We start from the raw sequence: 12,659 nt of genomic DNA on the forward strand, positions 1-12,659 counted from the left end.
AAACGTGATTGGACGCTTGCGCGGCACCCTGGCTGAGAAACAGCCGCCGCACCTGATTCTCGATGTAAATGGCCTCGGGTATGAGCTGGAAGTGCCCATGACCACCCTCTACCGACTGCCGCCGGTCGGTGAACCGCTGACCCTGCACACGCACTTGGTCGTACGCGAAGACGCGCAGTTACTCTATGGTTTCGCCGGCAAGCGTGAGCGAGACTTTTTTCGCGAGTTGATCCGTCTCAATGGTGTCGGGCCGAAATTGGCCCTGGCATTGATGTCGAGCCTGGAAGTCGATGAACTGGTGCGCTGCGTGCAGTCGCAGGACACGTCGGCGCTGACCAAGGTGCCGGGTGTTGGCAAGAAAACCGCCGAGCGTTTGCTCGTCGAGCTGAAAGATCGCTTCAAGGCCTGGGAAACCTCGCCGGCCATGTTCGCCCTGGTGCCAAACCAGCCGGACGGCCCGGCGCCGGTCAACACCGCCGAAAACGATGCGGTCAGCGCGCTGATTTCCCTGGGCTACAAGCCGCAGGAAGCGAGCAAGGCAATTTCGGCCATCAAGGACAAGAATTTGAGCAGTGAAGACATGATCCGCCGCGCCCTGAAGGGAATGATTTAAGTGATTGAAGCTGATCGTCTGATCGCCGCTGCGCACATTCCGCGCGAGCGCGAAGAAGTCCAGGATCGGGCCATTCGTCCGGTCAGTCTGGCCGATTATATTGGCCAGCCAACGGTGCGCGAGCAGATGGAACTGTTCATTCAGGCTGCTCGTGGCCGCAGCGAATCCCTTGATCACACGTTGATCTTCGGTCCGCCGGGGCTGGGTAAAACCACGCTGGCCAACATCATCGCCCAGGAAATGGGCGTGTCGATCAAGAGCACCTCGGGCCCGGTCCTGGAGCGTCCGGGTGATCTGGCGGCATTGCTGACCAATCTTGAGCCGCATGACGTGCTGTTCATCGATGAAATCCATCGTCTGTCGCCGATCGTCGAAGAAGTCTTGTACCCGGCGATGGAAGATTTCCAGCTCGACATCATGATCGGTGAAGGGCCAGCAGCACGCTCGATCAAACTCGACCTGCCGCCGTTCACCCTGGTCGGGGCGACTACTCGCGCCGGCATGCTGACCAACCCGTTGCGTGACCGCTTCGGTATCGTCCAGCGTCTTGAGTTCTACAGCACCGCGGATCTGGCGACGATTGTCGGTCGTTCGGCGAATATTCTTGGCCTGCCACTCGACCCGGAGGGCGCCTTCGAAATCGCTCGACGTGCCCGTGGTACGCCGCGAATTGCCAACCGATTGCTGCGCCGTGTGCGCGATTTTGCCGAAGTGCGCGCCAAGGGCCACATCACCAAGGCGGTGGCGGATCTGGCGTTGAACCTGCTGGATGTCGACGAGCATGGTTTCGATCATCAGGACCGGCGTCTGCTGTTGACCATGATCGAGAAGTTCGATGGCGGGCCGGTCGGTATCGACAGCCTTGCAGCAGCGATCAGTGAAGAACGCCACACGATTGAAGACGTGCTGGAGCCGTATCTGATTCAGCAGGGTTACATCATGCGCACGCCGCGGGGCAGGGTGGTGACGCGGCATGCGTATCTGCATTTCGGTTTAAACATTCCGTCACGAATGGGTGAGACGCCCGTGGTAGACGAGTTTCTCGATGCCGTGGACGATTAATACACATTTGTTGTCGATTTATTCAGGGTTTGTACTGTCAGAGGACGGTACTTTTGCAGTAAAGCCCTGAAACAACGAAAAACAGTTGTCTAGCCGGATTGGCAACATGAGGAGTAAGCACTAGAGTATGCGCGCGCAAAACGGGCTTGAGCCGTTCGCACATCGTTGTCGCGTTTATTACGAGGACACCGATGCGGGCGGCATCGTGTATTACGTTAATTACCTCAAGTTTATGGAACGGGCTCGAACCGAGCGGCTCCGCGAACTGGGCTTTGCCCAATCGCAGCTTGCCGGGGAGGACCTGTTGTTTGTCGTGCATTCCAGCGAAGCGCGTTACCACGCGCCGGCGCGACTGGACGACGAGCTTCTGGTAAGTGCTGAAGTAATCGAATTGAACCGTGCCAGCCTGCGTTTCAAACAGCAGGTCAGGCGGGCAACGGATAATGTGCTGCTCTGTGAAGGGCAGTTTTTGGTGGCCTGTGTGCGCACTAACAGTTTGAAACCCCGGGCCCTTCCCGAAGACTTGCGTGCGGCTTTCGCCGACGCGGTCGGCCCGGGTACACACTCAAAGCAGGAGATAAAGCGTGGAAGCTAACGTCGTCGACCATTCCTCCATGTGGAGCCTGGTCAGCAATGCCAGCATCGTGGTGCAGTTGGTAATGTTGACTCTGGTGGCCGCATCGGTGACCTCATGGATCATGATCTTTCAGCGCAGCAACCTGCTGCGTGCCGGTCGACGCGCCCTGGAGAGCTTCGAAGAGCGCTTCTGGTCGGGTATCGATTTGTCCAAACTGTACCGCCAGGCCGGCAGCAACCCTGATCCGGATTCGGGCGTCGAGCAAATCTTCCGCGCCGGTTTCAAGGAGTTCTCCCGTCTGCGCCAGCAGCCAGGTGTCGATCCTGAAGCGGTGATGGAAGGCGTGGCCCGTGCCATGCGCGTTGCCATCTCGCGCGAAGAAGAGAAACTGGAGCAGAGCCTGCCGTTTCTCGCCACTGTTGGTTCGGTCAGCCCGTACATCGGTCTGTTCGGTACCGTATGGGGCATCATGAACTCCTTCCGCGGTCTGGCCAGCGCCCAGCAAGCAACCCTGGCCACCGTGGCTCCGGGTATCGCTGAAGCACTGATCGCTACGGCGATCGGCCTGTTCGCGGCAATCCCTGCCGTAATCGCTTACAACCGTTTTGCTGCTCGCAGCGAAACCCTGCTGGGCCGTTACTACACCTTCGCCGATGAATTCCAGGCGATCCTGCACCGCAAAGTGCACACCAGCGAAGAATAAGCAGGTAATTTCCAATGGCTTTAATCGCTCGAGCTCGCAAAAAGCGCAAGCCGGTCGCCGAGATGAACGTGGTGCCATACATCGACGTGATGTTGGTGCTGCTGGTCATTTTCATGGTGACCGCGCCGATGCTCAATCAGGGCGTGAAAGTTGATCTGCCCAAGGTTTCCAGCGAAGCCTTGCCGCAGGACAACAACACTCAGGTCCTGACCATTTCGATCAAGGCTGACAAGACCTATTACTGGAACCTTGGCAGCGAAGTCGACACCGAGAAGCAACAGGACAGGGCCATGACCCTGCCGCAGATGACCGACGCGGTGACGAAAATCATCGCGGCCGGCAACGGTAACGGCAAGCGTACCCAGGTCTTCATCCGCGGCGACAAAACCGTCGACTATGGTTCCGTCATGGGCGCCATGGGCGGGTTGCAGAAAGCCGGGGTCGGTAACGTTGGTTTGATTACCGAGGCCCCCTGATGCAGCCACTGCGAGAGCCGTCTGCCTCGGAAAGCTACTTCTGGCCTAGTGTTCTGGCGATTGTCCTGCACGTGCTGGTATTCGGCATGCTGTTCGTCAGTTTCGCCTTTACACCAGAGCTGCCGCCGGCCAAGCCGATTGTCCAGGCGACCCTGTACCAGCTGAAATCGAAAAGTCAGGCAACCACCCAGACCAATCAGAAGATTGCGGGTGAGGCGAAGAAATCCGCCGCGCGTCAGACTGAAGTCGAGCAGATGGAACAGAAAAAGGTCGAGCAGGAAGCGGTGAAAGCTGCGGAACAAAAGAAAGAAGAAGCGGCTCAAAAGGCCGAGGAAGCCAAGAAGGCCGACGAGTCGAAAAAAGCGGACGAGGCGAAAAAGGCTGATGAAGCCAAAAAAGCCGATGACGCGAAGAAGACCGCCGAAGCCAAGAAGGCAGAAGAGAAACAATTGGCTGATATAGCCAAGAAGAAATCTGAAGAAGAAGCCAAAAAGGCTGCTGAAGAAGAGGCCAAGAAAGCGGCCGCTGAAGAAGCGAAGAAAAAGATCGTCGAAGACGCGAAGAAGAAAGCCGCCGAAGACGCCAAGAAGAAATCTGAAGCTGAAGAGGCGAAGAAGAAAATCGCCGACGAAGCGAAGAAGAAAGCTGCTGCCGATGCTGCGAAGAAGAAAGCGCAGGATGCGGCACGTAAATCTACCGAAGACAAAAAGGCTCAGGCCTTGGCAGATTTGCTTTCCGACACGCCGCAGCGTCAGCAGGCCTTGGCCGATGAGCAGGGCGACGAAGTTGCGGGCAGTTTCGATGACCTGATTCGTGCGCGGGCAGCGGAAGGCTGGGCTCGTCCACCTTCGGCACGCAAAGGCATGACGGTCGTGTTGCAAATCGGCATGTTGCCGGACGGTACGGTGACCTCGGTCAGCGTGGCCAAATCCAGTGGCGATGGTCCGTTCGATGCTTCGGCAGTAGCGGCGGTCAAGAATATTGGACGTTTGACAGAAATGCAGGGAATGAAGCCGAGCGATTTCGCTCCGTATCGTTCATTCAAGATGACATTCACACCTGAGGATCTAGCCTTGTGAGAAACCTTCTTCGAGGAATGCTGGTCGTGATCTGCTGCATGGCAGGGATCGCGATGGCTGATGAAAAGAACATTCTGGTCACCAGCGGCAGCGATCGGGCTACTCCGATCGCTGTTGTACCGTTCGGTTTGCAGGGCGGCGCCGTCCTGCCGGACGACATGGCTGAAATCATTGGTAACGATTTGCGTAACTCGGGCTACTACTCGCCGATTCCAAAGCAAAACATGATCAGCCAGCCAAGCCAGCCGAGCGAAATCATCTTCCGTGACTGGAAGGCGGTCGGTGCTCAATACATGATGGTCGGCAGCATCGCTCCTGCGGGCGGCCGTCTGCAGGTGCAGTGGGCACTGTTCAACGTGGCCACCGAACAGAAAGTGGCTGACGGCAGTGTTTCCGGTACCACCGAGCAGTTGCGCGACATGGCGCACTTCATCGCTGACCAGTCGTTCGAAAAACTCACCGGTATCCAGGGTGCGTTTTCGACCCGTCTGTTGTACGTAACGGCTGAACGCTTCTCCGAGAAGAACACCCGTTACACCCTGCAGCGTTCGGACTACGACGGTGCTCGCGCCGTGACTCTGTTGCAATCGCGCGAGCCGATCCTGTCGCCGCGTTTCGCACCGGATGGCAAGCGCATCGCCTACGTGTCGTTCGAGCAGAAGCGTCCGCGGATCTTCATGCAGAACATCGACACCGGTCGCCGTGAGCAGATCACCAACTTCGAAGGCCTGAACGGCGCACCTGCCTGGTCGCCGAATGGTGATCGTCTGGCGTTCGTGCTGTCGAAAGACGGTAACCCGGATATTTACGTGATGAACCTGGCTTCGCGTCAGATCAATCGTGTAACCGCGGGCCCGGGCATCAACACCGAACCGTACTGGGGCAAGGATGGTTCGACCATCTACTTCACCTCGGACCGTGGCGGCAAGCCACAGATCTACAAAACCAGCGCCAGTGGCGGCGGTGCCGAGCGTGTGACGTTCGTAGGTAACTACAACGCCAACCCGAAACTGTCGGCAGATGAAAAGACGCTGGTGATGATCCATCGCCAGGATGGTTTCACCAATTTCAAGGTGGCAGCCCAGGATTTGCAGCGAGGTAGTGTAAAGATTCTCACTGATAGCACTCTGGACGAGTCGCCTACTGTTGCGCCCAACGGCACCATGGTAATCTACGCCACCCGCCAACAGGGCCGGGGAGTCTTGATGCTCGTGTCCATTAATGGACGCGTTAGGCTCCCGCTTCCTACCGCTCAAGGCGAAGTCAGAGAACCGTCCTGGTCCCCTTACCTGAAGTGAGCGGGCGCTACACGTTTTACTTAACACACTGGGGTTCATTAGGAGTTTCACGATGGAAATGCTGAAGTTTGGTAAATTTGCTGCGCTGGCTCTGGCCATGGCTGTAGCTGTAGGTTGCTCGTCCAAAGGCGGCGACAACGCCGGTGAAGGCGCTGTTGATCCAAACGCTGGTTACGGCGCAAACACTGGTGCCGTTGACGGTTCCCTGAGCGAAGAAGCTGCTCTGCGCGCAATCACCACCTTCTACTTCGAATACGACAGCTCGGACCTGAAGCCAGAAGCCATGCGCGCTCTGGACGTTCACGCCAAAGACCTGAAAGCAAACGGCGCTCGCGTTGTTCTGGAAGGCAACACCGACGAACGTGGTACTCGTGAGTACAACATGGCACTGGGCGAGCGTCGTGCGAAAGCCGTTCAACGCTACCTGGTACTGCAAGGTGTTTCCCCAGCTCAGCTGGAACTGGTTTCCTACGGCGAAGAGCGTCCAGTTGCTACCGGCAACGACGAGCAGTCCTGGGCTCAAAACCGTCGCGTCGAACTGCGTAAGTAATTCGATATGCGAACGTGCCGTCGTGCTGTAACTGTTCTGGCTCTCAGCCTCGCACCGCTTGCGGTGTGGGCTGCGGTTCCTGTGGTCGATGACAACTCCGGTTATAACAATAGCGGGAGCAGTTATCCGCCTGCGGGTTACGGTACGAACGGCGCCTATGCCGGGGGAGCGGCTTCGGCCCCTGCCTCGGCACAAGGCATGCTGTTTAACCAACTGCAACAGATGCAGGATCAGATATCGCGCCAGCAAGGTGTGATTGAAGAACTGCAGAACCAGGTTGCGCGCATGAAGCAAGAATCCCTGGAGCGATACCAGGATCTTGATCGGCGCATAGGATCCGGCGTTGCACCTGCCGCGACTCCTGAGAATTCTTCTGCCGGTGGCGATGCAAGTGCTGCTGCCGGTGCTGCCGCTGGCGCCGGGGCTGCTGCCGCCCAGGCTCCTGCTGCGGGTAGCGAACCGGCTGATCCGGCCAAGGAAAAGCTGTATTACGATGCCGCTTTCGACCTGATCAAAGCCAAGGATTTCGACAAGGCCAGCCAGGCTTTCTCGGCATTCCTGCGCAAATACCCGAACAGCCAATACGCGGGCAACGCCCAGTACTGGTTGGGCGAAGTGAACCTGGCCAAGGGTGATCTGCAAGGTGCAGGTCAGGCTTTCGCCAAGGTTTCGCAGCTGTATCCCAAGCACAACAAAGTGCCGGATTCGCTGTACAAGCTGGCTGATGTAGAGCGCCGCCTCGGTCATACCGACAAGGTAAAAGGCATTCTGCAACAGGTGGTGGCCCAGTATCCGGGTACCTCCGCCGCTCAGTTGGCCCAACGCGATTTGCAGCGCATGTAAGCCTGAGCTTTTCAGGTTTGCACCCGTTTAGAAGAAACCCGCGCCTGTCGCGGGTTTTTTCGTTAGAATTCACGCCCTTTTTCTGAAACACGCTTCTTGTGATCCGCGCGTTGGCGCGATTACCTGAAGTGCCTGACGGAGGCGGACAGCCTGTTTAGCTGTTACGCCCGTGGCGACTATGCAAGACACATTGAGAATTACCGAAGTTTTCTACTCTTTGCAGGGGGAAACGCGGACTGCCGGGCTGCCCACTGTTTTTGTGCGCCTGACCGGTTGCCCATTGCGTTGCCAATACTGCGACAGTGCCTACGCATTCAGTGGCGGCACCGTGCGCACCCTCGACGATATCCTCGAGCAAGTGGCCGGATTTCGTCCGCGTTACGTCTGTGTCACCGGCGGTGAGCCGTTGGCGCAGCCCAACGCTATTCCCTTGCTCAAACAGCTATGTGATGCCGGATATGAGGTCTCGCTGGAAACCAGCGGTGCCCTCGACATTTCGGCGGTCGATCCGCGCGTTAGTCGCGTGCTTGATCTGAAGACACCGGGTTCGAAAGAAGCCCATCGCAACCTTTACGAAAATATCGAATTGCTGACTCCCAACGATCAGGTGAAGTTTGTCATCTGCTCGCGGGAAGATTACGACTGGGCGGTTTCCAAACTGATCCAGTACGGGCTCGACCGGCGTGCCGGCGAAGTCCTGTTTTCTCCAAGTCACCATGACCTCAACGCAAGGGATCTGGCGGATTGGGTGGTGGCGGACAACCTGCCAGTGCGGTTGCAACTGCAGCTGCATAAATATCTATGGAATGATGAGCCGGGGCGCTGAAATGACTGAACAACTGAACACAACCGAAAAACGTGCGGTGATCCTGCTGTCCGGTGGTCTGGACTCGGCAACGGTCGTGGCCATGGCCCGCGCTGAAGGCTACGCCTGCTACACCATGAGTTTCGATTACGGCCAGCGCTCCCATGCCGAATTGCATGCCGCTGCGCGCGTCGCTCGCGACCTGGGTGTGGTCGAGCACAAGGTGATCGGCATCAACCTGAACGGCATGGGCGGTTCGGCACTGACCGACACCAGCATTGATATCCCTGAAGAGCTGGGTGAGGGCATCCCGGTCACTTACGTGCCGGCGCGCAACACGGTGTTCCTGTCTCTGGCGTTGGGTTGGGCTGAAGTGCTCGGCGCTCGTGACATCTTTATTGGTGTGAATGCGGTGGACTACTCCGGCTATCCAGATTGCCGTCCCGAGTTCATCGAGTCGTTCGAGCGTATGGCCAATCTGGCGACCAAGGCTGGCGTCGAGGGTAATGGCTTCCGCATTCAGGCGCCGTTGCAGAACCTGAGCAAAGCGCAAATCGTTCAGGCGGGCGTGAAGCTCGGCGTTGATTACGGTCTGACTGTTTCCTGCTATCAGGCCGACGATGAAGGCCGTGCCTGCGGTAAATGCGACAGCTGCCGCCTGCGCGCAGAAGGCTTTGCAGCGGCCGGCGTGAGCGATCCAACACCTTATTTTTGATTATTTTCAAAAAGGTGTTGAATAGTCCTTAAAAATCAGTATTATACGCGCCACCACACAGCGGGTCGTTAGCTCAGTTGGTAGAGCAGTTGGCTTTTAACCAATTGGTCGTAGGTTCGAATCCCACACGACCCACCATTTTTGGCGGTTTAGAAAATCCGGAAGGCCCACGCAAGTGAGGATTTCCGGGTTTTTTTTTGCCTGTGATTTGGGCGTGCGTTGTTCCAGTGCAAGTTGCGCTGACGCAGGTCAGAATCATCTTTTGTATCCCCGGGATATTCTGTAGCCTTGCGCAGCTTCAACGCTGTCCGTGCCTGATAAAACTCACTCTCCCGGCGGTACCCTCAAGCGGTCCGGAGCCGGGTGTATACTCGACTTTCGCGCGAAAGCGCCTGCAGGTCTTGCGAACATGACGCAGATTTCCGAACGCCTTCTGGTTCAAGCCCACCTCGACGCCAAACAGCCCAAACCGCTGACTGCCGAGGAAGAGGCTTATTACCGTTCCGCCATCGCCGCCGAGCTCAAGGCTCAGGACGCGGTTCTGGTTGCCCACTTCTATTGCGATCCGGTGATTCAGGCCCTGGCCGAAGAAACCGGTGGCTGTGTATCCGACTCCCTGGAAATGGCCCGCTTCAGTAATGCCCATCCGGCCAAGACCGTGGTGGTCGCCGGCGTGAAGTTCATGGGTGAGACTGCAAAAATTCTCAACCCGGAAAAACGTGTGCTGATGCCAACCCTCGAAGCCACGTGTTCGCTGGACCTGGGTTGCCCGGTCGACGAGTTCTCGGCGTTTTGCGATCAGCACCCGGAGCGCACGGTCGTGGTCTACGCCAACACCTCCGCTGCCGTCAAAGCCCGGGCCGACTGGGTGGTGACGTCGAGTTGTGCGCTGGAAATCGTCGAAAGCCTGATGGACAACGGCGAGACCATCATCTGGGGGCCGGACAAGCATCTGGGCACCTACATTCAGCGCAAGACCGGCGCCGACATGCTGCTGTGGGACGGAGCCTGCATCGTCCACGAGGAGTTCAAGTCCAAGCAGCTCGAAGACATGAAGGCCTTGTACCCGGACGCCGCGATTCTGGTGCACCCCGAATCGCCGACTGCCGTGATCGAACTGGCAGACGCCGTGGGCTCCACCAGTCAATTGATCGCCGCTGCGCAGTCCCTGCCGAACAAGACCCTGATCGTTGCCACCGACCGCGGCATCTTCTACAAGATGCAGCAGTTGTGCCCGGACAAGGTCTTCATCGAGGCGCCAACCGCCGGTAACGGCGCCGCGTGCCGCAGTTGCGCACATTGTCCGTGGATGGCCATGAATACCCTTGAGCGTACGCTCAAGAGCTTGAAGGAAGGGACGAACGAGATCTTTGTTGATCCGGCGTTGATTCCGCAGGCGATTCGGCCTTTGAAGCGGATGCTGGATTTCACCCAGGCGGCGCGGATGAAGCTGGCCGGTAACGCTTAAAAAGCAAAAGATCGCAGCCTTCGGCAGCTCCTACACTGATACCTGTAGGAGCTGCCGGAGGCTGCGATCTTTTTTTGTGGGTACTTACTTCGTCTTCTTCGGAACCCGCACCACGCAGGTATCCGAATAGATGTCATGCCACGTGCGCTTCTGTTTGTCATACAGCGACCAGAAGAATCCCAGCCCCACACAAAGCCACGACGCAATCGACACCATAAACCGCAGCAACGCCTGCCACAGGCTGATTGCGGTGCCATTGGCGTTCTGCACGCGAATGCCCCACACCTGCATGCCCAGCGTCTGCCCACCATGGGTCCAGAACTTGGCGAAGAATCCGAACAACACCAACAGCAGTACGGTCGAGTACAGCGGATCACCGTCGAGCTGTCCGGCGTCGGTCATCACCCGCAGGCGTTCTGCACCGATGATCAAACCCTGAATGAGCTTGTAAACGAAGCCGGTCACGATCAGCAGGGCGGTGCACAACAGAAAGTCGTAGAACATCGCGGCCAGCCGACGGCCAAGGCCAACGGCAGGAAAATCGCCCTGGGGAGTGAGCAGGTTCTTCGACATGGCAGCCTCTGGACGCTTGAAGGAACCGCCATTTTACGGATTCGCGCGGACAAAAAAGCCCCTGATATCAATATCAGGGGCTTTTTCGTTACACAGATCAGGCTTCTGCTTGTACTTCGTCAGCCTGCATGCCTTTTTGGCCTTGCACTGCAACGAAGGTCACCTTCTGGCCTTCTTTCAGGCTCTTGAAGCCGTTGCCCTGAATGGCGCGGAAATGCACGAACAGATCCGGACCGCTTTCTGGAGTGATAAAACCAAAACCTTTCTCGTCGTTAAACCACTTGACGGTACCGCTCTGACGTGTGGACATTTCTTATTCCTTTGACGCAATAAATTAATGACAGCCTCTTTCTCATGAAAGAGTACTGGGGCTGGTTGCAGGAGAGTAAGAAGACGTCGAACGGGATGTAGCTAACTTGTAGGCTACTGCCCAGGTCACGATTCCAAGCTGACCCATGCAAACACAGTGAGGAAACTCTACGCCAACTACCGGAGAAAAAACAAGCCCCTTGCAGGCCCGGTTTTGCTGCGCTTGAAGGCACTTAGTCAATCCGCTAGTGCAGGCTTAGACGATTAGCTTGTTCAAATGTTTTCGAACGTTATAAGCAAAGTTCATATTCGAAACGGTTGTTAGAAACTGCACTGTTTTATGGCGATTGCGTTACACATTAGTGCACGCATAACGCAATCGCGTTACTTATAGAAACAGTCAATCAACCACGGTAGTAGCGTTGTGGAACAAATGGCATTTTGCTTACAAGCATTTGCACCTTTTTCCCACGAACAATTGCCCACACTGGCGTATCGAGAGTGACGTAAGCACTGTCGAGGTAACCCATTGCCAATGGCCCACCCAGTGTCGGACCGAAGCCGCCACTGCACACGCTACCGATGATGTCGCCGGCCTCGTTGACGATTTCCGCGCCTTCGCGCACCGGCGTGCGTTCCTGCGGGAGCAGGCCGACGCGCTTGCGTGCGACGCCATTTTGTTGTTGGGCGAAGATATGCTCTGCCCCCGGGAAACCCCCGGCCCGTGCGCCATCGGCGCGGCGCGGCTTGGACATTGCCCACAGCAGGCTGGCTTCGATGGGCGTGGTTTCGGTGTTCATGTCGTGGCCGTACAGGCACAGGCCGGCTTCAAGGCGCAGCGAATCGCGAGCGCCGAGGCCGATGGCCGCTACTTCAGGTTCGGCGAGCAGGGCGCGTGCGAGTTTTTCTGCGTCGGCGGCCGGCACCGAAATTTCGAAACCGTCTTCACCGGTGTAACCGGAACGGCTGACGAAGCAATTCACGCCGAGCAGCTGCACGCGATTGAACTGCATGAAGGTCATCTTCGCCACTTCCGGAGCGAGACGCGCCAGTGCTGTTACCGCCGCAGGACCTTGCAACGCGAGCAGTGCGCGCTCCTCGAACAGCGCCGTAATGGTGCACTGATCGCCAATGTGTTTTTGCAGATGCGCGAGATCCTGATCCTTGCACGCGGCGTTGACCACGAGGAACAGTTCGTCGTTGCCCAAGTTGGCAACCATCAGGTCATCGAGAATCCCGCCGTGCTCGTTGGTGAACATCGCGTAACGCTGCATGCCCACCGGCAGGTCGATGATGTCTACCGGCACCAGGGTTTCCAGGGCTTTGGCGGCATTCGCGCCGGTCAGGTGGATCTGGCCCATGTGCGAGACATCGAACAACCCGGCCTGCTCGCGGGTGTGCTGGTGCTCTTTCATCACGCCGAGGGGGTATTGCACCGGCATGTCGTAGCCGGCGAACGGCACCATACGGGCGCCGAGTTCGATGTGCAGAGCGTGCAGCGGGGTTTTCGACAGTTGTTCGGTGGACATGCGTGGCTCCTTGAATGGGTGGTTGGGGATGGCGCTCAAGATCAAGGTCAAGAGCCCCT

The 12,659-nt window shown here is 57.5% G+C and carries 15 protein-coding genes and 1 tRNA gene; 13 read left to right on the plus strand and 3 right to left on the minus strand.

Going from position 1 to position 12,659, the window contains the following annotated elements:
- The first annotated feature begins 4 nt into the window (after window positions 1–4).
- The 13 genes from ruvA (at window position 5) to nadA (ending at window position 10,189) form a co-directional block, all read left to right on the plus strand.
- Window positions 5–613 (plus strand): Holliday junction branch migration protein RuvA, encoded by a 609-nt coding sequence (gene ruvA, locus ICA16_RS06975; protein ID WP_042560639.1) that lies wholly within the window; start codon window positions 5–7, stop codon window positions 611–613.
- Entirely contained in the window at window positions 614–1,675 is a 1,062-nt protein-coding gene (gene ruvB, locus ICA16_RS06980; protein ID WP_150592864.1) for a Holliday junction branch migration DNA helicase RuvB, read from the plus strand.
- A gap of 127 nt (window positions 1,676–1,802) precedes the next feature.
- Entirely contained in the window at window positions 1,803–2,270 is a 468-nt protein-coding gene (gene ybgC / locus ICA16_RS06985) for a tol-pal system-associated acyl-CoA thioesterase (RefSeq protein WP_064119107.1), read from the plus strand.
- On the plus strand, window positions 2,260–2,955 hold the full coding sequence (gene tolQ, locus ICA16_RS06990; protein ID WP_008080223.1) for a protein TolQ: 696 nt from the start codon (window positions 2,260–2,262) through the stop codon (window positions 2,953–2,955). Before ybgC ends, tolQ begins: the two co-directional genes overlap by 11 nt.
- A 23-nt stretch (window positions 2,956–2,978) precedes the next feature.
- Window positions 2,979–3,431 carry a protein TolR gene (gene tolR, locus ICA16_RS06995; protein WP_187679779.1) on the plus strand — a complete coding sequence of 151 codons (453 nt, stop codon included), beginning with the start codon at window positions 2,979–2,981 and terminating at the stop codon, window positions 3,429–3,431.
- Entirely contained in the window at window positions 3,431–4,510 is a 1,080-nt protein-coding gene (gene tolA / locus ICA16_RS07000) for a cell envelope integrity protein TolA (RefSeq protein ID WP_150616154.1), read from the plus strand. The genes tolR and tolA overlap by 1 nt, the downstream gene beginning before the upstream one ends.
- 17 nt (window positions 4,511–4,527) lie before the next feature.
- Window positions 4,528–5,808 (plus strand): Tol-Pal system beta propeller repeat protein TolB, encoded by a 1,281-nt coding sequence (gene tolB, locus ICA16_RS07005; RefSeq protein WP_210554172.1) that lies wholly within the window; start codon window positions 4,528–4,530, stop codon window positions 5,806–5,808.
- A gap of 52 nt (window positions 5,809–5,860) precedes the next feature.
- On the plus strand, window positions 5,861–6,358 hold the full coding sequence (pal, locus tag ICA16_RS07010) for a peptidoglycan-associated lipoprotein Pal (RefSeq protein ID WP_003178634.1): 498 nt from the start codon (window positions 5,861–5,863) through the stop codon (window positions 6,356–6,358).
- A gap of 6 nt (window positions 6,359–6,364) precedes the next feature.
- Window positions 6,365–7,201 (plus strand): tol-pal system protein YbgF, encoded by an 837-nt coding sequence (gene ybgF / locus ICA16_RS07015; protein WP_047302758.1) that lies wholly within the window; start codon window positions 6,365–6,367, stop codon window positions 7,199–7,201.
- A gap of 178 nt (window positions 7,202–7,379) precedes the next feature.
- Window positions 7,380–8,027 (plus strand): 7-carboxy-7-deazaguanine synthase QueE, encoded by a 648-nt coding sequence (gene queE / locus ICA16_RS07020; RefSeq protein WP_047302757.1) that lies wholly within the window; start codon window positions 7,380–7,382, stop codon window positions 8,025–8,027.
- 1 nt (window position 8,028) lies between these two features.
- Window positions 8,029–8,721, plus strand: coding sequence for a 7-cyano-7-deazaguanine synthase QueC (gene queC, locus ICA16_RS07025; protein ID WP_150601643.1), 693 nt, complete (start codon window positions 8,029–8,031; stop codon window positions 8,719–8,721).
- A gap of 62 nt (window positions 8,722–8,783) precedes the next feature.
- Window positions 8,784–8,859, plus strand: a tRNA-Lys gene (locus tag ICA16_RS07030).
- 271 nt (window positions 8,860–9,130) lie between these two features.
- A complete protein-coding gene (gene nadA / locus ICA16_RS07035) occupies window positions 9,131–10,189 on the plus strand; it encodes a quinolinate synthase NadA (protein ID WP_210700291.1) in 1,059 nt (352 codons plus the stop codon).
- Window positions 10,190–10,273: 84 nt separating this feature from the next.
- Here nadA and ICA16_RS07040 read toward each other — a convergent pair whose 3' ends face one another.
- The 3 genes from ICA16_RS07040 to gcvT all read right to left on the minus strand — a co-directional run bounded on the left by ICA16_RS07040 (window position 10,274) and on the right by gcvT (window position 12,600).
- Window positions 10,274–10,762 (minus strand): RDD family protein, encoded by a 489-nt coding sequence (locus ICA16_RS07040; protein WP_210554138.1) that lies wholly within the window; start codon window positions 10,760–10,762, stop codon window positions 10,274–10,276.
- Window positions 10,763–10,859: 97 nt separating this feature from the next.
- On the minus strand, window positions 10,860–11,072 hold the full coding sequence (locus ICA16_RS07045; protein ID WP_003227496.1) for a cold-shock protein: 213 nt from the start codon (window positions 11,070–11,072) through the stop codon (window positions 10,860–10,862).
- Between the two features lie 403 nt (window positions 11,073–11,475).
- Window positions 11,476–12,600: a glycine cleavage system aminomethyltransferase GcvT gene (gcvT, locus tag ICA16_RS07050; RefSeq protein ID WP_210700292.1), complete on the minus strand. Its 1,125-nt coding sequence runs from the start codon at window positions 12,598–12,600 to the stop codon at window positions 11,476–11,478.
- Window positions 12,601–12,659: the final 59 nt, after the last annotated feature.

Origin of the sequence: Pseudomonas anatoliensis, assembly GCF_017976235.1 — a bacterium.
GTDB classification, from domain to species: domain Bacteria; phylum Pseudomonadota; class Gammaproteobacteria; order Pseudomonadales; family Pseudomonadaceae; genus Aquipseudomonas; species Aquipseudomonas anatoliensis.

Bases quoted from the DNA above. Each gene is read 5' to 3' on its own strand.
- ybgC (WP_064119107.1), top strand. From the start codon at position 1,803: ATGCGCGCGCAAAACGGGCTTGAGCCGTTCGCACATCGTTGTCGCGTT.
- tolA (WP_150616154.1), top strand. From the start codon at position 3,431: ATGCAGCCACTGCGAGAGCCGTCTGCCTCGGAAAGCTACTTCTGGCCT.
- tolB (WP_210554172.1), top strand. From the start codon at position 4,528: ATGCTGGTCGTGATCTGCTGCATGGCAGGGATCGCGATGGCTGATGAA.
- pal (WP_003178634.1), top strand. From the start codon at position 5,861: ATGGAAATGCTGAAGTTTGGTAAATTTGCTGCGCTGGCTCTGGCCATG.
- ybgF (WP_047302758.1), top strand. From the start codon at position 6,365: ATGCGAACGTGCCGTCGTGCTGTAACTGTTCTGGCTCTCAGCCTCGCA.
- queE (WP_047302757.1), top strand. From the start codon at position 7,380: ATGCAAGACACATTGAGAATTACCGAAGTTTTCTACTCTTTGCAGGGG.
- queC (WP_150601643.1), top strand. From the start codon at position 8,029: ATGACTGAACAACTGAACACAACCGAAAAACGTGCGGTGATCCTGCTG.
- nadA (WP_210700291.1), top strand. From the start codon at position 9,131: ATGACGCAGATTTCCGAACGCCTTCTGGTTCAAGCCCACCTCGACGCC.
- ICA16_RS07040 (WP_210554138.1), bottom strand. From the start codon at position 10,762: ATGTCGAAGAACCTGCTCACTCCCCAGGGCGATTTTCCTGCCGTTGGC.
- ICA16_RS07045 (WP_003227496.1), bottom strand. From the start codon at position 11,072: ATGTCCACACGTCAGAGCGGTACCGTCAAGTGGTTTAACGACGAGAAA.
- gcvT (WP_210700292.1), bottom strand. From the start codon at position 12,600: ATGTCCACCGAACAACTGTCGAAAACCCCGCTGCACGCTCTGCACATC.